Below are 23410 nucleotides of genomic sequence, written 5' to 3' on the forward strand. Positions count from 1 at the left end.
CGAAGCAGATATGGCGCAGCGGACGGGACTCGAACCCGCGACCCCCGGCGTGACAGGCCGGTATTCTAACCGACTGAACTACCGCTGCGTATCGCTATGGACTTGCGTCCAGTTAACTCGTCTGATCCAACCTCTTGGGTTTGGATCTCGAACCAGGCGAACCTGCTTCGGAAAATATGGCGCAGCGGACGGGACTCGAACCCGCGACCCCCGGCGTGACAGGCCGGTATTCTAACCGACTGAACTACCGCTGCGCGTCGGTGGAGGCTTTTGACAGCTTCCGTCTTGCTTTCGCAAAACTCTCGTAAAACATGGTGGGTGATGACGGGATCGAACCGCCGACATTCTGCTTGTAAGGCAGACGCTCTCCCAGCTGAGCTAATCACCCTTTGCTTCGTTGAGGCCGCGAAATTTACGCAGGTACCGAAGCTAAGTCAATAGCAGGGTTGAAGTTTTTTCAAAACAGTTCAAGCGGCACGCACAACCGCTCTCACTCATAAATCATTTTCTTGGTCATGCCGCCGTCCACCACGAACTCCTGGCCCGTGACAAAACCGGCATTGCGCGACAACAGCCACGCCACCATCGCCGCTACATCCTCCACCGTGCCTACCCTGCCTGCCGGATGCTGAGCATGATCGGCATCGCTGAGCGGCTGCGCGCGACGCTGGGACGGGTCCCGTGCGTCGATCCAGCCGGGGCTGACAGCATTGACCCGGATCTCCGGCCCAAGGCTGATCGCCAAGGCATGGGTCAGGGCGAGCAAGCCGCCCTTGCTCGCCGCATAGGCTTCGGTGTCGGGTTCTGATTGTGCGGCACGGGTCGAGGCCAGGTTGACGATGGCGCCATTGTGGGCACGCAGGTAAGGCGCACAATGCTTGGCCAGCAGCATGGGACCACCCAGGTTCACCGCCAGGACCCGATTCCAGTAGGCCAGATCCAGGCTTTCCAGGGTGATGTTGTGGGGATCGGCGATGGCCGCGTTGCACACCAGCGCGTCAAGCCGCCCAAACTGGCCCAACACCTCGGCGATTCCCGTGGCGACTTGCGTCTCGTCCGCCACATCCATGGTGATGAACCAGGCGTTCTCCCCCAGCGTCTTGGCGACCTTGGAGCCGCGCTCACGATCCAGGTCAGTCAGCACCACCTGCCAGCCCTCACAGATCAGCCAGGTAGCAATCCCCAGGCCGATACCCCGCGCGGCGCCTGTCACCAGAGCTACCCGGCCATGAGTGCCGCCGTGCGGCGTTGCCAGCTCGATCACAAGGCGGCCAACCCACGGGCCAGATCGGCTTGCAGGTCAGCCACGTCCTCCAGACCTACCGCGACGCGGATCAGGCTGTCGCGGATGCCCGCTGCTTCACGCTCCTGGGGCGTCAGGCGACCGTGGGAGGTGGTGCTTGGGTGAGTGATGGTGGTTTTGCTGTCACCCAGGTTGGCGGTGATGGAAATCAACCGGGTGGCGTCGATGAAGCGCCAGGCGCCCTCCTTGCCCCCTTTGACCTCGAAGCTCACCACCGCACCGAAACCGCGCTGCTGACGCGCGGCCAGGTCATGTTGCGGATGGCTCTTGAGGCCGGCGTAGTGCACTTTCTCGATGCCATCCTGCTGCTCCAGCCACTCAGCCAGCAGTTGGGCGTTGGCGCAATGGGCTTTCATACGCAGGCCCAGGGTTTCCAGGCCTTTGAGGAAGATCCAGGCGTTGAACGGACTCAAGGTCGGCCCGGCGGTGCGCAGGAAGCCCACCACTTCTTTCATCTGCTCGCCACGACCGGCCACCACGCCGCCCATGCAACGACCCTGGCCGTCGATGAACTTGGTCGCCGAATGCACCACCACGTCGGCACCCAGCTTCAGTGGCTGTTGCAACGCCGGCGTGCAGAAGCAGTTATCGACCACCAGCATGGCGCCCTTGGCGTGGGCGATTTCCGCCAACGCGGCGATGTCCACCAGCTCGGCCAGGGGGTTGGACGGCGATTCGACAAACAGCATCTTGGTATTGGGCTTGATTGCCGCATCCCAACCGGACAAGTCCGCCAGGGGCACGTAATCGACTTCCACGCCGAAACGCTTGAAGTACTTTTCGAACAGGCTGATGGTCGAGCCGAAGACACTGCGCGACACCAGCACGTGGTCGCCAGCGCTGCAAAAGCTCATGACCACGGCCATGATCGCCGCCATGCCGGTGGCGGTGGCCACAGCCTGCTCGGCACCTTCCAGAGCAGCGAGGCGCTCTTCGAAAGCCCGCACGGTGGGGTTGGTGTAGCGCGAGTAGACGTTGCCCGGCACCTCGCCGGCAAACCGGGCCGCCGCATCGGCAGCGGTACGGAACACGTAGCTGGACGTGAAGAACATCGGATCGCCATGCTCGGCTTCCGGCGTGCGGTGCTGACCGGCGCGGACCGCCAGGGTATCGAACGCTACACCCTCAAGGTCGCTGTCCAGCCGACCGGCATCCCAATCCTGACTCATGCTGTCGCTCCTGTAGTCATTAAACGCAAACCGGCCCCTCAGGGCCGGCTTGTCACTCAGTTGTTGTACAGATCGATGATCGCGCTGACCGCCTGGGTCTTGGCCTTGGACGCATCGTTACGAGCGTTCTCGATCTTGTTCAGGTAGGCCTCATCGACGTCACCGGTGACGTACTTGCCGTCAAACACTGCGCAGTCGAACTGCTCGATCTTGATCTTGCCACCACCCACCGCTTCTATCAGGTCCGGCAGGTCCTGATAGATCAGCCAGTCGGCGCCGATCAGGTCGGCCACTTCCTGGGTAGTGCGATTGTGGGCGATCAGCTCGTGGGCGCTCGGCATGTCGATGCCGTAGACGTTCGGATAACGCACGGCCGGCGCCGCCGAGCAGAAGTATACGTTCTTGGCACCGGCTTCACGGGCCATCTGGATGATCTGCTTGCACGTGGTTCCGCGCACGATGGAGTCATCCACCAGCATCACGTTCTTGCCGCGAAATTCCAGTTCGATGGCGTTGAGCTTCTGGCGTACCGATTTTTTCCGCGCGGCCTGGCCGGGCATGATGAAGGTACGGCCGATGTAACGGTTCTTCACGAAGCCTTCGCGGAACTTGACGCCCAGGTGGTTCGCCAGCTCCAGGGCCGCGGTGCGGCTGGTGTCCGGGATCGGGATGACCACGTCGATGTCGTGGTCCGGCCGCTCGCGCAAGATCTTGTCGGCCAGTTTCTCGCCCATGCGCAGGCGGGCCTTATAGACCGAGATGCCGTCGATGATCGAGTCCGGGCGCGCCAGGTAGACGTGCTCGAAGATGCACGGAGTCAGGCTCGGGTTGGTCGCGCACTGACGGGTGAACAACTTGCCGTCTTCGGTGATGTAGACCGCTTCGCCCGGGGCCAGGTCGCGAATCAGGGTGAAGCCCAGCACGTCCAGGGACACGCTTTCCGAGGCAATCATGTACTCGACGCCTTCGTCGGTGTGACGCTGGCCGAACACGATCGGGCGGATGCCATGGGGGTCGCGGAAACCGACGATGCCGTAACCGGTGATCATCGCCACGACCGAGTAGCCGCCGACGCAGCGGTTATGCACGTCGGTCACAGCGGCGAACACATCTTCTTCGGTAGGCTGCAGCTTGCCGCGCTGGGCCAGTTCATGGGCGAAGACGTTGAGCATCACTTCCGAGTCGGAGTTGGTATTGACGTGGCGCAGGTCCGATTCGTAGATCTCCTTGGCCAACTGCTCGACGTTGGTCAGGTTGCCGTTGTGCGCCAACGTGATGCCGTACGGCGAGTTGACGTAGAACGGCTGGGCTTCGGCCGAAGTCGAGCTGCCCGCTGTTGGGTAGCGCACATGGCCAATGCCCATGTGACCGACCAGGCGCTGCATGTGACGCTGATGGAACACGTCACGCACCAGCCCGTTGTCCTTGCGCAGGAATAACCGGCCGTCATGGCTGGTCACGATACCGGCAGCGTCCTGGCCGCGGTGCTGGAGCACGGTTAGCGCGTCATACAGCGCCTGATTGACGTTCGACTTACCGACGATACCGACGATGCCACACATGCGACACAACCCCTACTTAATGGATCTGAACTGAACAACACTCACTGCGGCGTTTTGGCCATCGGCAAGAGTTGTTCCTTGAACGGTATTTCAGCGGGTACGCTGATACCGCTGGCAAGCCACTGACTGCTCCAACCCAGGATCAGGTTCTTGGACCAGTCTGCGACCAATAGAAATTGTGGCACGAGCCGGGACTCCTGCCACCACGTATCCTGCTGTACCGGCCCCAGGCTCAATAGCCCGACAGCCACGACCACCAGCAACGCGCCACGCGCCGCGCCGAAGGCCATGCCCAGGAACCGGTCCGTCCCGGAAAGCCCGGTGACGCGAATCAGTTCGCCGATCAGGTAGTTGATCATTGCGCCGACCAGCAAGGTGGCGATAAACAAGATGGCACAGCCCGCGATCACGCGGGCCGACGGAGTTTCAATGTATCCGGCGAGGTACTGGGACAACGAACCACCAAACATCCAGGCTACGACCCCCGCGATGATCCAGGTCAGCAGCGAGAGGGCTTCCTTGACGAAGCCGCGGCTCAGACTGATCAATGCGGAGATGGCGACGATTGCAACGATCGCCCAGTCAACCCAGGTAAATGGCACGGTGCAGCCTACAGACGGATAAGGCGGCGCATTTTAGCAGAGGCCAGAGCTGTCGGTAAGCTGCGATTGTCAGTGTGATTCAAATCAGGCAAACCGCCGTCAACCGCGCTCAGGCTGAAAACGCACCACAAAACCCTTGAGGTTCTGCTGGCGGCTGAGCAGGTCCCGCAGCCGATCAGCCTCGGCACGCTCGATCAGCGGCCCCACAAATACGCGATTCTTGCCATCGGCGGTGCGGATATAGGCGTTGTAGCCCTGGCTGCGTAGGGTTTTCTGCAGTTTTTCGGCACTCTCACGATTGCTCAGGCTGGCCAACTGAACGGACCAACTGACCGACAGACCGTTGGCGTCCACGCGGCTTTGCGTGGTATCCGGCTTGGCCGGGGCTGGGGTAATCGGTTGGGTCGGGGCCGGCTTGGCCACCGGTGCTGCCGGGGCTGGAGCGACTGCCGGCTTGCTCGGAGCCGGCGCTGCCGTGGCGGGCGCCGCCGGCGCAGGCTCGATCGGCAGGGAAGGCGCAGGTTGCTCGGCCAGCTCCTCGTCGCTCGGAACGGGTTCCTGGGGTAGCGCTTCAGGTTCAGGCACCAGCACCGGCTCGACCTGCACGGGCGCGACAGACGGCGCCTGGGGGGCAGCCGGAGCGTCGACCGTAACCTGGCGCTGCTCATCCTGACGAGAAAACAGCATCGGCAGGAAAATCACCGCCAAGGCCACCAATACCAGGGCCCCGACCATGCGCTGCTTGTACGCTTTATCCAGCAATGCCATCTGCAGCTTCCTCCGTGGAGCGCCGGGCCAGCCATTGAAGGGCCTCGGCAACACAAAAAAATGATCCGAACAGCAGGATCTCATCGTCGACCGTCGCCAGGGCGCACTGCCCTTCCAGCGCTGCGGCCACGCTGTCATAAGTCTCTACGCAAGCGCCGCGACGCTGCAAGGCTTCCCGTAGTTCGGCAGCCGGGCGCGAGCGCGGAGAATCCAGCGGTGCTACCGCCCAATGCTGGACACTAGCACCCAACGCATCGACAACGCCATCCAGATCCTTGTCGCCAAGCAGCCCGAACACCGCCAGGCGGCGCCCGGCTACCGGCCGCCGCGCCAGGCGCTCAGCCAGATACTGCGCCGCATGAGGGTTGTGGCCGACATCAAGCAGCAGATTCAGGCGCTTGCCGTGCCAATCGAACTGGCGACGATCGAGACGACCGACGACGCGAGTCGCTTGCAACGCTTCGATAATTTGCCCGGCATGCCATGGCAGGTCCAGCAACAGGTAGGCCTGGAGCGCCAGCGCGGCGTTTTCCATCGGCAGCTCCAGCAGCGGCAAATCGTGCAGTTCCACCGGATTGCCCCGGGCGTCACTGCCCCGCCATTGCCAATGCTGCTCAGTCATTGCCAGGTCGAAATCCCGCCCGCGCAGGAAGAACGGGCAGCTCAACTCGCGGACCTTGTCCAGCAACGGTTGAGGGGGATTGAGGTCACCACAGAGCGCAGGCGCACCCGGGCGGAAGATGCCGGCTTTCTCGAAGGCGACGGACTCACGGGTGTCACCCAGGTAATCGGTATGGTCCACACCGATGCTGGTGACCAGCGCAACGTCCGCATCCACCAGATTGACAGCATCGAGCCGGCCACCCAGGCCGACTTCAAGCACCACGGCATCAAGACCGGCACCCGCGAACAGCCAGAACGCCGCCAGGGTGCCCATCTCGAAATAGGTAAGGGAAATCTCGCCCCGCCCGGCTTCCACCGCAGCAAAGGCTTCGCACAACTCGGCGTCAGAGGCTTCGACGCCGTTGATCTGTACCCGCTCGTTGTAGCGCAACAGGTGCGGCGAACTGTAGACACCTACGCTCAACCCCTGGGCCCGCAACAGCGAGGCCACGAAGGCGCAGGTCGAACCCTTGCCATTGGTGCCGGTAACGGTGATGACCCGGGGCGCCGGCTTGGCCAGTCCCATGCGGGACATTACCGCTTGCGAGCGCTCCAGCCCCATGTCGATGGCTGACGGATGCAACTGCTCAAGGTAGGCAAGCCAATCGCCCAGGGTACGTTGGGTCATATATTCGCTGGCACCGGCGGAACCACGATCGGCTCGATGGGGGCGGCGACGAATTTCGGGGTCGGCAGGCCCATCAGTTGCGCCAGCAGATTGCCCAGACGCGGACGCAACTCCTGGCGGTGGATGATCATGTCGATGGCGCCGTGCTCAAGCAGGAACTCACTGCGCTGGAAGCCTTCCGGCAATTTTTCGCGCACGGTCTGCTCGATAACGCGCGGGCCGGCAAAACCGATCAGCGCCTTCGGCTCGCCAACGATCACATCGCCCAGCATCGCCAGGCTGGCGGAAACGCCGCCGTAGACCGGGTCGGTCAACACCGAGATGAACGGAATGCCTTCTTCACGCAGACGCGCCAGCACCGCGGAGGTCTTGGCCATTTGCATCAGGGAGATCAGCGCTTCCTGCATACGTGCACCGCCGGAAGCGGCAAAGCAGATCATCGGGCAACGGTTTTCCAGGGCATGGTTGGCGGCACGCACAAAGCGCTCACCGACGATGGCCCCCATGGAGCCGCCCATGAAGGAGAACTCGAAGGCCGAAACCACCACCGGCATGCCCAGCAGGGTGCCGCTCATGGACACCAGGGCGTCTTTTTCGCCGGTCTGCTTCTGGGCCGCGGTCAGGCGATCCTTGTACTTCTTGCCGTCGCGGAATTTCAGGCGGTCCACCGGCTCCAGGTCAGCACCCAGCTCAACACGGCCTTCGGCATCCAGGAAGATGTCGATACGGGCACGCGCACCGATGCGCATGTGATGGTTGCACTTGGGGCAAACGTCCAGGGTCTTTTCCAGCTCGGGGCGGTACAGCACCGCTTCGCAGGATGGACATTTGTGCCACAGACCTTCAGGCACCGAGCTTTTTTTCACCTCGGAACGCATGATCGAAGGGATCAGTTTGTCTACCAACCAGTTGCTCATGCTTTCTTTCTCCAGTACCGGTGACCCGAACGCTCTGGTTCGCGGTCCCGCGTATGCCCTTGAGCTAAATTCATTGTGCGGCGAGGGTCGAGGGACCACCACGTTCAGCGCGAAGCATGACCTGCGTGCAGCCCAACCTCCTCAGCCATCCCGGCAACCGCGGCACCGCGGCTACCACTACGCTATCGGCCCACCCGGAGGCGGCGCCTGCCTGCTTTGTACAGTGCTGGTATGGACGGCGGCAGTCTGCCAGCCGTCACATTGACTACTGGCTGCTGCGTACAGCGGCCATGAACGCACGAATCCTGGCCGGATCCTTGATGCCCTTGCTTTGCTCTACCCCACCGCTGACATCGACCGCGTAAGGGCGAACCTGACGGATGGCTTCGGCCACGTTTTGCGCCGTCAACCCACCGGCGAGGATAATCGGTTTGCTCAGGCCCTGGGGCACCAGCGACCAGTCGAATGCTTCACCGGTCCCACCGGGAACGCCTTCCACATAGGTGTCCAGCAGTATGCCACTGGCACCGGCAAAGGCATCGCAACTGGCCGCGATGTCATCACCGGCCTTGACCCGCAACGCCTTGATGTACGGCCGATGCCAGCCCTCGCAATCGGCCGGCGCCTCGTCCCCGTGAAACTGCAACAGGGCCAACGGCACCGCGTCGAGTATCTCGCCCAGCTCACAACGACTGGCGTTGACGAACAGGCCGACGGGGGTCACGAACGGAGGCAAGGCCCGGATGATCGCCCTCGCCTGCTGCACCGTCACCGCGCGCGGGCTCTTGGCATAAAACACCAGCCCGATGGCATCGGCACCAGCCTCCACCGCCGCCAGCGCGTCCTCGACGCGGGTGATCCCGCAAATCTTGCTGCGAACGGCCGGCATGTCGTCAAAACCTCAGGCAAATCCGTGAAAGTCCCGGATGGTAGCAAATGCTGCGCAGGGCGTCAGCCGTCGAGTTCCGAGAAGCCCGTGAGGAAATGTGGCCCGATGTAACGCTGCGGCAGCTCGAATTCATCGTGGTATTCGACCTGCACCAGGTACAGGCCAAACGGGTGCGCCGTCACGCCGCCGGAACGCCGGATGCGGCTTTCGAGCACTTCCTTGATCCACTCCACCGGCCGCTCACCGGCACCGATGGTCATCAGCACGCCCGCGATGTTGCGCACCATGTGATGCAGGAAGGCGCTGGCGCGGATATCGAGCACGATCATTTTGCCGTGGCGGGTCACCCGCAGGTGATGCAGCTCTTTGATCGGTGACTTGGCCTGGCACTGGCCGGCGCGAAAGGCGCTGAAATCATGAACACCGACCAGGTACTGCGCGGCTTCAGCCATGCGCTCGACGTCCAGCGGACGGTGGTTCCAGGTGATTTCTTCGTTCAGATGCGCGGGGCGGATCTGGTCGTTGTAGATCACGTAGCGATAACGCCGGGCGATGGCCTTGAAGCGTGCATGGAAATGCGCCGGCATTGCCTTGGCCCAGCTGACACTGACGTCGTGAGGCAAGTTGATGTTGGCCCCCATGACCCAGGCCTTCATCGAACGCTCGACCTGGGTGTCGAAATGCACCACCTGGCCGCAGGCGTGCACGCCGGCATCGGTACGGCCGGCACAATGCAGCGACACGGGCGAATCAGCGACTTTGGACAGTGCGTTTTCGAGGGTTTCCTGCACCGTCGCCACACCGGAGGCCTGGCGCTGCCAGCCGCGATAGCGCGAGCCTTTATATTCAACGCCCAGGGCGATCCGGAAAAAGCCGTCGGCCGCCATTTCGGCGGCCGGGTTGTCTATGTTTGCCAAGGAATTACAGCCTGCTGAAGTACGCAAAGGCGGGCATTATAAGGCCGGCGGGATGGGATGCCAGTCCAACCGGTGATCATGTGTTGAATGTACTGGCGCCATCGCGAGCAGGCTCGCTCCCACAAGGGATTTGTGCTGGGCGCAGGATTTGTGAATACCCGAGAACCTCTGTGGGAGCGAGCCTGCTCGCGATGAGGCCCGCCAGCCAACCTAAACTCCAGCCCAAACAAAAACGGCAGCCTCACCGGCTGCCGCTTTTGTTTACCCGATCACCTCAGGCCAGGCGCGACAACATTTCCTGCGCCTCGCTCTTCTGCGTGGCATCGCCTTCGCTGAGGACTTCGCCGAGGATATCCCGGGCACCATCGTTGTCACCCATGTCGATGTAGGCCTGGGCCAGATCGAGCTTGGTCGCCACTTCATCGGTACCGCTGAGGAAGTCGAAATCCGGCTCATCGTCGGCACTGGCCAACGCGTCTTCAGCAGTGAAAGTCGGCTGAGCGAGGCTGTCGGACAGGCGCTCAAGCTCGGCATTGACATCGTCCAGTTCGGACTCGAAGGCGTCCTTGGGTTTGTCTTGCACGTCCATTTCATCGGCCAGGGACAGGTCGAAATCTTCCGGCAGCTCAAGGTCGTCAGACGGGGTGTCGGCCACCGCAGGGGTTTGGACGGCAGGCTCATCCAGGCCCTTGAGGTCGTCATCCAGGTCCAGCAGGAAGTCTTCGTCGGCCAGGGCCGGCGTCGGCGCCGGGGCGTCGGCACCCAGGTCAAGGTCGAACTCCGACAGGTCATCCAGGCTTTCATTGGCCTCGGTCTGCTGCTTGAGCAACGATTCGAAGTCCAGGTCATCATCGGACGGGAATGCATCCAGCTCGACGACAGGCTCTGGCTCAGGCGTTGCCGGTGCGGCTTCCAGATCCTCAAGGCTCAGGTCGAAGGCGCTGTCGAGCTCCTCATCGGTGGGCGGCGTATCTTCCAGCAAATCCTTGACGTACTGGGCGTCCAGCTCGGCAGCGACTGCCGCGGCGGCCAGACCGGCAGTGGTGGCGACCACCATGGCCGGGAAACGGTTTTTGAGCTGTTCGACCTGGGCATAGTTTTCGCCGTTGGCCACCAGTTGGCGCTCTTGGGCAACAAAGGCGTCGCGGTCGCCCTGCTGACCGTAGACTTCCATCAGTTTCAGGCGCAGGTCGCTGCGCTGAGGCTCGGCCTTGATGCCTTGCTCAAGCAGATCAGCCGCCTGATTCAAACGACCACGATCAATGTGGGACTGGGCCTGCCCCAGCACATCGTCGGAACGCTCGGCAGCCGGAGCCACCAATGGCGCGGCGATCGGCGGCGTGACGATCACGGGAGCAATCACCGGGGCTGGCTTGGGCGCTGGCGCGGGAGCGGGTTTTGGTTCGAGCTTTACGCTTGGCGGTGGAACTTCAATGCCCTCGAAGCTGCTCGGGGGCAGATCGAGCTCCGGGGAGAAATCAGCCTCCTCCTCGAGGGCTCGGGCCATGCGCAAGTGCTTCTCGGCTTCCTGTTGCGCCTTGCGGCGACGGGCCAGCAACAGCAGCAACAACAGCAGGATCAATGCGCCACCGCCAACCAGACCCAACAGGATCGGATTGGTCAGCAGATCGTTGTACTTTTGTTCGCTGGACGCTGCCGGAGCTGGCTCCACGGGAGTCGCGGGCGGCGTCGCTTCAGGCGCGGGCGCAGGAGCTTGTGCCGTTGGGTCCGGCGTCAATTCTGCCGACATCGCCGGGGCCGACTCATCGAGCGGCGGTACGGCGACACCATCAGCCTGCATTTTGGCCAGCTGATTGTTCTTCAGCTCGATCAGGCGCTGCAGCTTGTCCAGTTGGCTCTGCAGATCCGCCATGCGGCTTTTGAGCTCTTCATTGTCGCGGCGAGCCGAATCGAGGCTTTCCTGGGTGACCGCGAGCTGGTTGCTCAGGGCTTGGGCATCGCCGGCAGCGCCTTTGGCGCCGGCCTTCGCGGCCTCGGCGGAGACCAGACTCAGATTATCGCGACCGGCCGCCTGGGCCGGTGCAGCTTGACTGCCACCACGCTTGGTACCGTCCAACTGCTGCTGGCCGGAACGCGCAACGCCCCGCCGCCCCTGGCGCCAGGCGGCATTCTGCGCAGCCACTTCAGCGATAGCCTGGGGTTGCGGCAACGCGGTGCTTTGCACCGGGTCCGGCAGACGCAATACCTTGCCGGTCTTGAGCAGATTGATGTTGCCGTTGATGAATGCGTCCGGGTTCAACGCCTGGATCGCCAGCATGGTTTGCTGGATCGACCCGCCGTTGCGCACCTTGGCAGCAATTTCCCAAAGTGTATCGCGCGGCGTGGTGGTGTATTGGGAAGGCTTGGTGGCGCCCGTCACCGGCGTGGAGACGACCTGGGACGGCTTCGTCCGGGCGGCGTCAGCCGCCTGGGGGGAGAATTTGGAAGGGTCGATCAACACGCTGTAGTCGCGCAGCAGACGGCCATTGGGCCACATCACCTGCACCAGAAACTTGACCATCGGCTCCGACAGCGGCTGGCTGGAAGTCACCCGCAAGACGCTCTTGCCATTGGCATTGATTACCGGGGTGAAGGTCAGGTCATTGAGAAACGCCTGGCGGTCGATTCCGGCCTTGGCAAACTCCTCGGGCGAGGCCAGGCTCGGCACGACTTCGGCGGCGGTCAATTGCTGGACGTCGAGCAGCTCGATCTCGGCGACCAGAGGCTGGTTCGGCGGCGACTTCAGGGTCAATTCCCCGAGCCCGAGTGCTTGCGCCATACCGGAGGACAGCGCCGAGGCGGCCGCTATTGCTAACACCAGTTTGCGAACTTGAACCATAGCCTCTTCCTTTGTTTGAACATTCCTCGGCCAGCGAGAAGGTGTTGATGCCGCTGCCGTAAGGCATTGCGCGCCCCCCGAAGCAACGGCGCGCGCGATCGTTTCACTCATGCTCGGGAAAAGCCCCGAGAGGGAGGTTCGCCTTCAGCACTCTGGCCAAGCATAGCGCCCAGCTAGAATCATTCGACAAATTGTTGCCAAGTATCTTTTACAGCAGGTCTTTTATCAACAACTCAGCCACTTGCACAGCATTGAGCGCCGCGCCCTTGCGTACGTTATCTGACGTCAGCCACATATTTAGTTCCGCCGGGTCATCGATCCCCCCGCGCACACGTCCAACGTAGACTACATCCTGCCCTACCGCATCGCCCACCGGGGTCGGGTAATCGCCCGCCTCCACCAGCTCGATGCCGGGTGCCGCCTCCAAGGCTGCGTTGACTTTCGCCAGGTCGACGGCGCTGGCTGCCTGCACAGTCACGCTAAAGCTATCGCCAAAAAACACCGGGGCTTGAATGCAAGTGACGGAAATCTTTAACGAAGGCTGTTCCAGCACCTGACGCAATTCACGCACCAGACGCTTTTCCAGCAGCGTGTGACCCTGCTCGTCCGGGGTACCCACCTGAGCCAGCAGGTTGAACGCCATTTGCCGATCGAAAAATTTCGGCTCAAGGGGACGTGCATTGAGCAACTCGGCAGTCTGACGGGCCAGCTCACTGACGGCGGCGCGGCCCTGAGCGGACACAGCGAGACTGGCGGTCAGGCTGATACGCTGCAACGCCAGGCATTGGCGCAGCGGCGCCAGCACCACGGCCAGCGCGGTCGCCGACGCACTGGGACTGCTGACTTGAAACGGCTTGCTCAGACCCGCCAGCAGCCCGGCGTTGGCTTCCGGCACGATCTGCGGCGCCTGCTCAGGCGGCAGGGCGCCGGACAGGTCAATCAACGCGCAACCGGCCGCCGTGGCACGCGGGGCGAAGCTCAGGGTCACCGCCGGGCCGGCGGCAAAAAACACCAGTTGGACTTTGCCGAAATCAAATTCGTCGACTTCGCGCACCCGCACATTTTTGCCGCGAAACATCACCGAGCTTCCCGCCGACTCGCTGCTGGCCAGCAGGTGCAGGTTGCCGATCGGGAAGTCACGCTCTTCGAGAATCTGGACAAGGGTTTCGCCGACAGTACCGGTGGCGCCGATCACGGCAATATCAAAGGACTGGCTCATGGGTCTACCTCAGGTAAAACGTGGGGAGCGGCACTTTACCGGGTGGGGGGTATGCAGGCAATTGGCAGGGGAGTTTGCAGTGGTTGTACTGGCCCCATCGCGAGCAAGCTCGCTCCCACAGTTGTTGTGGCCACTGAAGATCCACTGTGGGAGCGAGCTTGCTCGCGATGGCGATGTCACGGACGACACCGTTCCCATAAAAAAACCCGCACCTCTCACAAGGCACGGGTTCTTTCACAGCAGTGACCGATCAACGCTCGAGCAGAATCCGCAGCATGCGACGCAGCGGTTCGGCCGCGCCCCACAGCAACTGGTCGCCGACGGTGAAGGCACCGACGAATTGCGAGCCCATGTTCAACTTGCGCAGACGACCCACTGGTACGTTCAAGGTGCCGGTGACCTTGGTCGGGCTCAGCTCCTGCATGCTGATTTCGCGGTTGTTCGGCACCAGCTTGACCCAAGGGTTGTGCTGGCTGATCAGCCCTTCGATGTCGGCGATCGGCACGTCTTTGTTCAACTTGATGGTCAGCGCCTGGCTGTGGCAGCGCATGGCACCGATACGCACGCAGATGCCGTCCACCGGGATCGGGCTCTTGAAGCGACCGAGGATCTTGTTGGTTTCGGCCTGGGCCTTCCACTCTTCACGGCTCTGGCCGTTCGGCAGTTCCTTGTCGATCCACGGGATCAGGCTGCCGGCCAACGGCACGCCAAAGTTCTCGGTCGGGTACGCATCGCTGCGCATCGCCTCGGCGACCTTGCGATCGATGTCCAGGATGGCACTGGCCGGGTTGGCCAGGTCATCGGCGACAGCGGCGTGGGTCGCACCCATTTGCTTGATCAGTTCACGCATGTTCTGCGCGCCGGCCCCGGAGGCCGCCTGATAGGTCATGGCACTCATCCACTCCACCAGACCGGCCTCGAACAGGCCGCCCAGGCCCATCAGCATAAGGCTGACGGTGCAGTTGCCGCCAATGTAGTTCTTGGTGCCCGCGTCCAGTTGCTGGTCGATGACCTTGCGGTTCACCGGGTCGAGAATGATCACGGCGTCGTCCTGCATGCGCAGGCTGGAGGCGGCGTCGATCCAGTAACCCTGCCAGCCGGCTTCACGCAGTTTTGGGAAGACTTCGCTGGTGTAGTCGCCACCCTGACAGGTCAGGATCACGTCGAGAGTCTTGAGCTCGTCAATGCTGTAGGCATCCTTGAGCGCACCGGTGTCCTTGCCCACGGACGGGCCCTGGCCACCGACATTGGAGGTGGTGAAAAACACCGGTTCAATGAGATCGAAATCCTGCTCTTCCAGCATTCGCTGCATGAGCACGGAACCGACCATGCCGCGCCAACCGATCAGACCTACACGTTTCATCGCAACTACACCTATACAAAAGTGGGCCACCGTCGAAGCGGTGGGCCGCAAAGATTACAGATTACGCAACGCGGCGACTACTGCATCGCCCATTTGCTGCGTACCGACTTTGGTACAACCGGTCGACCAGATGTCGCCCGTGCGCAAACCTTGATCCAATACCACACTGACCGCCTTCTCGATGGCATCAGCCGCGTCATTGAGACTGAAGCTGTAGCGCAGCATCATCGACACCGACAGGATGGTTGCCAACGGGTTGGCAATGCCCTGCCCGGCAATGTCCGGCGCCGAACCGTGGCATGGCTCGTACATGCCTTTGTTGTTGGCATCCAGGGAGGCCGACGGCAGCATGCCGATGGAGCCGGTGAGCATCGAGGCTTCATCGGACAGGATGTCACCGAACATATTGTCGGTGACGATCACGTCGAACTGCTTGGGCGCGCGCACCAGTTGCATGGCAGCGTTATCGACGTACATGTGGCTCAGTTCGATGTCCGGGTAATCCTTGGCCACCTGCTCGACCACTTCGCGCCACAGTTGGCTGGAAGCCAGGACGTTGGCCTTGTCCACCGAGCACAGTTTTTTGCCGCGCACCCGCGCCATATCAAAACCGACCCGGGCGATACGGCGGATTTCGCTCTCGCTGTACGGCAAGGTGTCGTAGGCCTGACGCTCGCCATTATCCAGCTCACGGGTGCCGCGCGGGGCGCCGAAGTAGATACCGCCGGTCAGTTCACGGACGATGAGGATGTCCAGGCCCGAAACGATTTCCGGCTTCAGGCTCGAAGCGTCGGCCAGTTGCGGGTAGAGGATTGCCGGACGCAGATTGCCGAACAGGCCCAGTTGCGCACGGATCTTCAGCAGGCCGCGCTCAGGACGGATGTCGCGTTCGATCTTGTCCCATTTCGGGCCGCCCACGGCGCCCAGCAGTACGGCATCGGCGGCACGCGCGCGATCCAGGGTTTCATCGGCCAGGGGGACGCCATGCTTGTCGATCGCAGCGCCGCCGATCACATCGTGGCTGAGTTCAAAGCCCAGGCCGTACTTGTCGTTCGCCAGCTCTAGGACCTTGACCGCTTCGGCCATGATTTCCGGGCCAATACCGTCGCCTGGGAGAATCAGAATCTGCTTGCTCATGTTTTCCTCGTTTGCTCTGTCGGCCCGCGCTTGGACTGGCCGGAAAAAGTGCTATCGCTCGACCCACAGCACCAGTACGTCTGTACTGAACGAACCATCGGCCTCAATCTCAAAATATTCACGCACCTCAACACCCATCGATCGCTGCAGCTCACGGATCGCCCCACGCATCACTTCGGGGGTGCGCATGCGCTCGACCCACGACTGGTACTCCAGGCGCAGACGCTGGCGCGTGGTGCTGCGGGTATGCAACCCCGCCTCGCTGACCTGGCGCAACCACTCGCCGGCCGAATAATCGCGAACATGGCTGGTGTCACGCAGCACCTCAACGCTTTGCAGGTACGTGTCCAACAACGGCATGCCGGGTGACAGGACATCAATGAACGCCGCCACTCCACCCGGCTTGAGCACCCGGCGCACTTCCCGCAGCGCCAAGCCCAGGTCGCTCCAATGATGCGCCGAATAGCGGCTGAACACGAAGTCGAACTCAGCGTCAGCGAACGGCAGGCGTTCGGCGGCGCCGCACACCGTGGTGATGTTACTCAGGCCACGATCCGCTGCCGCCGTAGCTACAACGTCAAGCATTGGCTGGGACAGGTCGTAGGCCACCACTTCACCGGCCAGCGGCGCCACATGGAAACTCACGTGCCCAGCGCCGCAGCCCAGGTCCAGCACACGGGCCTCGCCGCGCCCGGCAAGCTCAGCCTGCAGCAGGGCGAACTCAGTGCCCTGGGCGTGCACGGCACTGCTCAGATAGGCCGAAGCCTGTTCACCGAATTGCTTTTGTACGACCTGACTGTGGGCGGTGCTGGTCATGGGGACTTCCTTTTGGCTGGGTCTGTTCTGGCGTCATCGCGAGCAGGCTCGCTCCCACAAGGGATTTTGTCAGCGCCGCAAATCCAATGTGGGAGCGAGCCTGCTCGCGATGGCATCTTCACGCCTTACACAAGATCAAGCATCCCGAAACAACCAAGGCTGGCTCGCCCGGTGCTTGGCCTCGAACGTGGCAATCGCCTCGCCGTCCTGCAAGGTCAGGCCGATGTCGTCCAGACCGTTGAGCAGGCAGTGCTTACGGAATGCATCGATCTCGAAACGCAACACCTTGCCGTCAGGACGGGTCACGGTCTGGGCCGCCAGGTCGATCTGCAGTTGATAGCCGGGGTTGGCCTCGACCTGCTGGAACAACTCATCGACTTCAGCGTCGCTCAGGATGATCGGCAACAAGCCGTTCTTGAAGCTGTTGTTGAAGAAGATGTCGGCGTAGCTCGGCGCAATGATGCTGCGAAAGCCGTACTCTTCAAGGGCCCATGGCGCGTGTTCGCGACTGGAGCCGCAGCCGAAGTTTTCGCGGGCCAGCAACACGCTGGCGCCTTGGTAACGTTCGGCGTTGAGGACGAAATCCTTGTTCAACGGGCGCTTGGAGTTGTCCTGGTAGGGCTGGCCCACATCCAGGTAGCGCCACTCGTCAAACAGGTTCGGGCCGAAGCCGGTGCGCTTGATCGACTTCAAAAACTGCTTGGGGATGATCTGGTCGGTGTCGACGTTGGCACGATCCAAAGGCGCGACAAGACCAGTGTGCTGGGTAAAAGCTTTCATGCTGCGCTCCTTCAGATCAATTCACGGACGTCGACGAAACGGCCGTTGACGGCGGCGGCGGCGGCCATGGCCGGGCTGACCAGATGCGTACGGCCACCGGCGCCCTGACGGCCTTCGAAGTTACGGTTGGAGGTGGAGGCGCAATGCTCGCCCGACTCCAAACGGTCCGGGTTCATCGCCAGGCACATCGAGCACCCAGGCTCACGCCATTCGAAACCGGCCTCGAGGAAAATCTTGTCCAGACCTTCGGCTTCCGCCTGGGCCTTCACCAGGCCCGAGCCTGGCACCACGATGGCCTGCTTGATGGTCGAGGCGACTTTGCGGCCCTTGGCGATCACCGCCGCTGCGCGCAGGTCTTCGATCCGCGAGTTGGTGCAGGAGCCAATGAACACACGGTCCAGCTGAATGTCGGTGATCGCCTGGTTGGCGCTCAAACCCATGTATTTCAGGGCGCGGACGATGGAGTCTCGCTTGACCAGATCCATCTCCTTGGCAGGATCGGGCACGTTCTGGTCCACGGCCAGGACCATTTCCGGGGAAGTGCCCCAGCTGACTTGCGGCTTGATTTGCGTCGCGTCGAGTTCGACCACGGTGTCGAACTGCGCGTCGGCATCGGAAACCAGGTCTTTCCAGGCTTGCACCGCCATGTCCCACTCGGCGCCCTTGGGGGCGAACGGACGGCCCTTGACGTACTCCACGGTTTTTTCATCGGCGGCCACCAGCCCGACACGAGCGCCGGCTTCGATGGACATGTTGCAGATGGTCATGCGCCCTTCCACGGACAAATCGCGGATGGCGCTGCCGGCGAACTCGATGGCGTGGCCGTTACCACCGGCAGTGCCGATCTTGCCGATCACGGCCAGGACGATGTCTTTGGCGGTCACGCCAAACGGCAGCTTGCCCTCGACGCGCACCAGCATGTTTTTCATTTTCTTGGCGACCAGGCACTGGGTAGCGAGCACGTGCTCGACCTCGGAGGTGCCGATGCCGTGGGCCAAGGCGCCAAACGCACCATGGGTGGAAGTATGGGAGTCGCCGCAGACCACGGTCATGCCGGGCAAGGTCGCGCCCTGCTCCGGGCCAATGACGTGGACGATACCCTGGCGCACGTCATTCATCTTGAATTCAACGATGCCGTACTCGTCACAGTTATCGTCAAGGGTCTGCACCTGCAAGCGCGACACCTGATCGGCAATGGCTTCGATGCCGCCCTTGCGCTCCGGTGTGGTCGGCACGTTGTGGTCCGGGGTCGCGATATTGGCATCGATGCGCCACGGCTTGCGCCCGGCCAGACGCAGGCCTTCGAAGGCTTGCGGCGAAGTCACTTCATGGATGATGTGACGGTCGATGTAGATCAGCGCCGAACCATCGTCGCGCTGCTTGACCAAATGCGAATCCCAGAGCTTGTCGTAGAGCGTTTTGCCGGCCATCAGACGGTTCCTCATCAGCTTGTTTCTATGCCCCGGGTCTTGAGTGAATCAATAACCCCTTGGCTTGTGAGGCTGATCTTATGAGGCTACATTAAATAACTCAAATTCATATTTTTCATGCTTTGCATAACCATTTGGAATTCGACCAGGACGACCATGGACCTCGCCAGCCTTAACGCCTTTATCGCCATCGCCGAGACCGGCAGTTTCTCCGGCGCCGGTGAACGCCTGCACCTGACCCAGCCGGCCATCAGCAAGCGTATCGCCGGGCTGGAGCAACAGCTCAAAGTGCGTCTGTTCGATCGGCTCGGTCGAGAAGTCGGCCTGACCGAGGCTGGCCGAGCCCTTCTGCCACGGGCCTATCAGATTCTGAACGTGCTGGATGACACCCGCCGCGCCCTGACCAACCTGACCGGCGAAGTGACCGGACGCCTGACGCTCGCCACCAGCCACCATATCGGCCTGCATCGGCTGCCACCTCTATTGAGGGAGTTCACCCGACGCTACCCTGAGGTGGCGCTGGATATTCAGTTCCTCGATTCGGAAGTGGCCTACGAAGAAATTCTCCACGGCCGGGCGGAGCTGGCGGTCATCACCCTGGCCCCGGAACCGCACACGCTGGTACGCGCCACGCCGGTGTGGGACGACCCCCTGGATTTCGTGGTGGCGCCGGAACACGCGCTGTTGGACAACGGCCCGGTCAGCCTGGCAGACATCGCCTTGCATCCGGCGGTTTTCCCCGGCGGCAATACCTTTACCCACCACATTGTTCAACGCCTGTTCGAAGCCCAGGGCCTGACGCCGAACATCGCCATGAGCACGAATTATCTGGAAACCATAAAAATGATGGTCTCCATCGGCCTGGCCTGGAGCGTCCTGCCGCGCACCATGCTCGATGAACAGGTGGCACGCATTCCTTTGCCGGGCATACAGCTCAGTCGCCAGCTAGGCTATATCTTGCACACCGAACGGACGCTGTCGAATGCTGCACGGGCTTTCATGTCCTTACTGGACGCACAAATCGATCTGCCAGGGAAAAGGGCATAGGTTGTGCTACTCCTATAGAGCCGAAACGCCTGCGCCCAACGCCCCAAATTGCCCAAGGCTCGCGAGATAATGCCCAAATCCGCTGACCAATTCCCGCCCCTGCCGCGCATTCAGGCGCTAGACCCGAAACGGTCCGAGCAAAGCTGGGACAGCGCCCCCCAGTTGCTGGCCGCCTTGAACGGCGCGCGCCTGGGAGCCTGGTCGTGGGACATTGATACCGGGCGGATCAGTTGGTCACGGGGCACCCAGGCGCTGTTCGGCTTCGATCCGCGCCAGCCATTGCCGGCGGATGTGGACTATCTGGACCTGTTGCTCCCCCAAGACCGAGCAAAGGCCATCCGCGCCTTTCATGCGGCTGTGGCCGGTGCGCCGCTGGAACAGGCCATGCACCATCGCATCGTCTGGCCCGACGGCAGCCTGCACTGGCTGGAAATCAACGGCAGCGTATTACCCGACAAACACGGCCGCCCGCGGATGATCGGAGTAATCCGGGAGATCACGCACCAGCGCGAACGGGAGCAGGCACTGCGCAACTCGGAAAAACGCTTCGCCACGCTCTTTCACCTATGTCCGAATATGGTGTTGCTGACCCGCCAGGAAGACGGGCTGATCATCGAGGCCAACCAGTATTTCGAAAGTCTGTTTGGCTGGCCGCTGCACGACATCATCGGCCGCACGACGCTGGAACTGGGCCTATGGGTCGACCCCGGACAGCGGGCAAAACTGGTGGAGATCATCAAGGCCAACGGCGAAATGGCGAGCATGGAGGTGGAACTGCAGGCCAGCAATGGTCAGATCCACAGCGGCCTGCTCAGCGCCCAGAAGGTCGAGCTGGAAGGCCAACCTTATCTGCTGAGCACCTTCCTCGATACCACCGAACGCAAACTCGCCGAACAGGCCCTCAAGGACAGCCAGGAACGCCTTGATCTGGCCCTCGATTCGGCGCAACTGGGCACCTGGGACTGGCATATTCCCAGCGGCATGCTCTACGGCTCGGCCCGGGCGGCGCAGTTGCATGGCCTGGAGCCCAAGCCGTTCCACGAGTCGTTCGATGCGTTTTTCGAAGGGGTGCCCGATGACGAGCGCAACAACATGCGCAACGCCTACCGCAGCCTGCGGGAAGGCCCGGCGGGGAATTATCAACTGACCTACCGCGTACAAATGCCGGACGGCAGCGCCCGATACCTGGAAAGCCGCGCACGTCTCTATCGCAATGACGACGGCAGCCCGCTGCGCATGGCCGGTACCTTGCTGGACATCACTGACCAGGTAGAACGCGAACAGAGCCTGGCGGCGTCGGAAGAAAAATTCGCCACCCTGTTCCAGGTCAGCCCCGACCCGATCTGCGTAACTCATCAGGATAGTGGCCGGTTCCTCGAAATCAATTCCAGCTTCACCCAGACCTTCGGCTGGTCAGCCACCGACGTGATCGGCCTGAGCGCCGACGAAATCGGCCTGTGGGACGCCTCGGGGAGCAGCCTGCAACGCATCGAAAGGGTGATACGCGAGCGCTCCCTGAACAACGTGGCCGTCGTCGTCCACCATAAAAACGGCCAGCCGCTGACATGCGTGATTTCCAGTCGCCAGATCAACGTCGGCAACCAGCCCTGCATTGTCACCACCCTGCGGGATATCTCCCAGCAGCAGCGCTCTGAAGCGGCCCTCAAGGCCAGCGAGGAGAAATTCGCCAAGGCTTTCCATTCCAGCCCTGACGCCATCACCATCACCGAACGCGACAGCGGCCGCTACCTCGAAGTCAATGACGGCTTCTGCCGCCTGACCGGCTACCGCGCCGACGAAGTGATCGGGCATACGGTCTACGAGGTCGGTATCTGGGCCGAAGAAAAACAACGCATGGCATTGCTGGCCGAACTGGAGCTCAAGGGCCGGGTGCATCACCAGGAAATGCTCGGGCGCAATAAACGCGGAGAGATCCTCACGGTGGAGGTCTCGGTCGAACCGATCATGCTCAATGAGACGGCCTGCCTGCTGCTGACCGCCCGGGACGTGAGCCTGTTGCGCAATGCCGAAGCACAGATCCGCCACCTGGCCTATCACGATCCGCTGACCAACCTGCCCAACCGCGCCTTACTGATGGATCGGCTGAGCCAGCAGATCGCCTTGCTCAAGCGCCATAACCTGCGGGGCGCTCTGCTGTTTCTGGACCTGGACCACTTCAAGCACATCAACGACTCCCTGGGCCACCCGGTGGGCGACACGGTGCTGAAAATCATCACCGCACGCCTGGAAGCCAGCGTGCGCCTGGAAGACACCGTGGCGAGGCTGGGCGGCGACGAATTCGTGGTGCTGCTCAGCGGCTTGGAAGGCACCCGCAGCGCAGTCAGCCAACAGGTACAGAACCTGGCCGACACTCTGCGCGAATTACTGTCGGAGCCGATGTTTCTCGATGGCCAACGGTTGCAGGTCACGCCGAGCATCGGCATGGCGCTGATTCCCGACCATGGCTCCACCCCCACCGACCTGCTCAAGCGCGCCGACATTGCGCTGTACCGCGCCAAGGATTCGGGGCGCAACACCTCGCAGATGTTCCACACCACCATGCAAAAAGCCGCCAGCGAACGGCTGCGCATGGAAACCGACCTGCGCCAGGCCTTGGCTCGCGGGGAGTTCAGCGTACATTTCCAACCTCAGGTCGACGCCCGGGACAACCGCATCATCGGCGCCGAAACGCTGGTGCGCTGGCATCACCCCGAATTGGGCGCCCAATCGCCGAATGAATTCATCAAAGTGCTGGAGGACAGCGGGCTGATTCTGGAAGTTGGCACCTGGATTCTCGATGAAGCCTGCAACGGCTTCAAACAACTGATCGCCAAGGGCAAGATCGATCCGCTGCAATTCAGCCTGTGCGTGAATATCAGCCCACGGCAGTTCCGCCAGAGCGACTTCGTCGAGCGCATCGAAAGCTGCCTCGCCACCTATGGCCTGCCTTACGCCATGCTCAAGCTGGAAATCACTGAGGGCATCGTGATCCAGAATCTGGACGACACCATCGCCAAGATGCGTCGCCTGAAAAAATTGGGAGTGAGCTTCGCCATGGACGATTTCGGGACCGGTTATTCGTCGCTGACCTACCTTAAACGTCTGCCGGTGGACACCTTGAAAATCGATCAGTCATTCGTGCGCGACGCCACCAGCGACCCCAACGATACCGAAATCATCCGCGCCATCGTCGCCATGGCCCGCAGCCTTGAGCTGGAGGTGATCGCCGAAGGTGTCGAAACCCCGGAACAACTGAGTTTCCTGCAGGGGCTGGGTTGCCATTTGTACCAGGGCTACCTGCACAGTCGGCCGTTGCCGCTAGACGCGTTTGAGCGACTGTTGCCCTGACAAAGGAGCCCGC

The 23410-nt window shown here is 62.0% G+C and carries 18 protein-coding genes and 3 tRNA genes; 2 read left to right on the forward strand and 19 right to left on the reverse strand.

Going from position 1 to position 23410, the window contains the following annotated elements; genetic code table 11:
* Positions 1–11 precede the first annotated feature (11 nt).
* The 19 genes from AC3I65_RS17395 to leuC all read right to left on the reverse strand — a co-directional run bounded on the left by AC3I65_RS17395 (position 12) and on the right by leuC (position 19002).
* A tRNA-Asp gene (locus AC3I65_RS17395) sits at positions 12–88 on the reverse strand.
* A gap of 89 nt (positions 89–177) precedes the next feature.
* Positions 178–254 (reverse strand) — tRNA-Asp (locus tag AC3I65_RS17400).
* Positions 255–312: 58 nt separating this feature from the next.
* Positions 313–388 (reverse strand) — tRNA-Val (locus AC3I65_RS17405).
* A 102-nt stretch (positions 389–490) separates the two neighbouring features.
* Positions 491–1264 (reverse strand): SDR family oxidoreductase, encoded by a 774-nt coding sequence (locus AC3I65_RS17410; protein WP_047229233.1) that lies wholly within the window; start codon positions 1262–1264, stop codon positions 491–493.
* Positions 1261–2472, reverse strand: a complete 1212-nt coding sequence (locus AC3I65_RS17415) for an O-succinylhomoserine sulfhydrylase (RefSeq protein WP_047229234.1) — start codon at positions 2470–2472, stop codon at positions 1261–1263. Before AC3I65_RS17415 ends, AC3I65_RS17410 begins: the two co-directional genes overlap by 4 nt.
* Before the next feature lie 56 nt (positions 2473–2528).
* Entirely contained in the window at positions 2529–4034 is a 1506-nt protein-coding gene (gene purF / locus AC3I65_RS17420; protein WP_047229235.1) for an amidophosphoribosyltransferase, read from the reverse strand.
* Positions 4035–4075: 41 nt separating this feature from the next.
* Positions 4076–4636, reverse strand: coding sequence for a CvpA family protein (locus AC3I65_RS17425; protein WP_039593931.1), 561 nt, complete (start codon positions 4634–4636; stop codon positions 4076–4078).
* A 99-nt stretch (positions 4637–4735) separates the two neighbouring features.
* Positions 4736–5404 carry an SPOR domain-containing protein gene (locus tag AC3I65_RS17430; RefSeq protein ID WP_047229236.1) on the reverse strand — a complete coding sequence of 223 codons (669 nt, stop codon included), beginning with the start codon at positions 5402–5404 and terminating at the stop codon, positions 4736–4738.
* Positions 5388–6695: a bifunctional tetrahydrofolate synthase/dihydrofolate synthase gene (folC, locus tag AC3I65_RS17435; protein ID WP_188251362.1), complete on the reverse strand. Its 1308-nt coding sequence runs from the start codon at positions 6693–6695 to the stop codon at positions 5388–5390. Before folC ends, AC3I65_RS17430 begins: the two co-directional genes overlap by 17 nt.
* Positions 6692–7612, reverse strand: coding sequence for an acetyl-CoA carboxylase, carboxyltransferase subunit beta (accD, locus tag AC3I65_RS17440; RefSeq protein WP_047229238.1), 921 nt, complete (start codon positions 7610–7612; stop codon positions 6692–6694). The genes folC and accD overlap by 4 nt, the downstream gene beginning before the upstream one ends.
* 265 nt (positions 7613–7877) lie before the next feature.
* Positions 7878–8501 (reverse strand): phosphoribosylanthranilate isomerase, encoded by a 624-nt coding sequence (locus AC3I65_RS17445; protein WP_092400407.1) that lies wholly within the window; start codon positions 8499–8501, stop codon positions 7878–7880.
* Between the two features lie 62 nt (positions 8502–8563).
* The gene (truA, locus tag AC3I65_RS17450) at positions 8564–9388 is read right to left on the reverse strand and encodes a tRNA pseudouridine(38-40) synthase TruA (RefSeq protein ID WP_047229296.1); all 825 of its coding nucleotides are present in this window, start codon (positions 9386–9388) and stop codon (positions 8564–8566) included.
* A gap of 304 nt (positions 9389–9692) precedes the next feature.
* Complete coding sequence (locus AC3I65_RS17455) at positions 9693–12257, reverse strand: FimV/HubP family polar landmark protein (RefSeq protein WP_339491164.1); 2565 nt, start codon at positions 12255–12257, stop codon at positions 9693–9695.
* Positions 12258–12465: 208 nt separating this feature from the next.
* Complete coding sequence (locus AC3I65_RS17460) at positions 12466–13476, reverse strand: aspartate-semialdehyde dehydrogenase (RefSeq protein WP_047229241.1); 1011 nt, start codon at positions 13474–13476, stop codon at positions 12466–12468.
* A 250-nt stretch (positions 13477–13726) separates the two neighbouring features.
* A complete protein-coding gene (asd, locus tag AC3I65_RS17465; protein WP_047229242.1) occupies positions 13727–14839 on the reverse strand; it encodes an aspartate-semialdehyde dehydrogenase in 1113 nt (370 codons plus the stop codon).
* 54 nt (positions 14840–14893) lie between these two features.
* Entirely contained in the window at positions 14894–15976 is a 1083-nt protein-coding gene (gene leuB / locus AC3I65_RS17470; protein WP_047229243.1) for a 3-isopropylmalate dehydrogenase, read from the reverse strand.
* Positions 15977–16027: 51 nt separating this feature from the next.
* Positions 16028–16792, reverse strand: coding sequence for a class I SAM-dependent methyltransferase (locus AC3I65_RS17475; RefSeq protein WP_488524026.1), 765 nt, complete (start codon positions 16790–16792; stop codon positions 16028–16030).
* Positions 16793–16927: 135 nt separating this feature from the next.
* Entirely contained in the window at positions 16928–17572 is a 645-nt protein-coding gene (leuD, locus tag AC3I65_RS17480) for a 3-isopropylmalate dehydratase small subunit (protein ID WP_047229245.1), read from the reverse strand.
* 11 nt (positions 17573–17583) lie between these two features.
* The gene (gene leuC, locus AC3I65_RS17485; RefSeq protein WP_076383915.1) at positions 17584–19002 is read right to left on the reverse strand and encodes a 3-isopropylmalate dehydratase large subunit; all 1419 of its coding nucleotides are present in this window, start codon (positions 19000–19002) and stop codon (positions 17584–17586) included.
* Positions 19003–19158: 156 nt separating this feature from the next.
* On the opposite strand from leuC, the gene AC3I65_RS17490 reads away from it, so the two are divergent.
* On the forward strand, positions 19159–20049 hold the full coding sequence (locus AC3I65_RS17490) for a LysR family transcriptional regulator (RefSeq protein ID WP_047229247.1): 891 nt from the start codon (positions 19159–19161) through the stop codon (positions 20047–20049).
* Positions 20050–20118: 69 nt separating this feature from the next.
* A complete protein-coding gene (locus tag AC3I65_RS17495) occupies positions 20119–23397 on the forward strand; it encodes an EAL domain-containing protein (protein WP_047229248.1) in 3279 nt (1092 codons plus the stop codon).
* Positions 23398–23410: the final 13 nt, after the last annotated feature.

This window comes from Pseudomonas sp. N-1-13 (assembly GCF_057787095.1).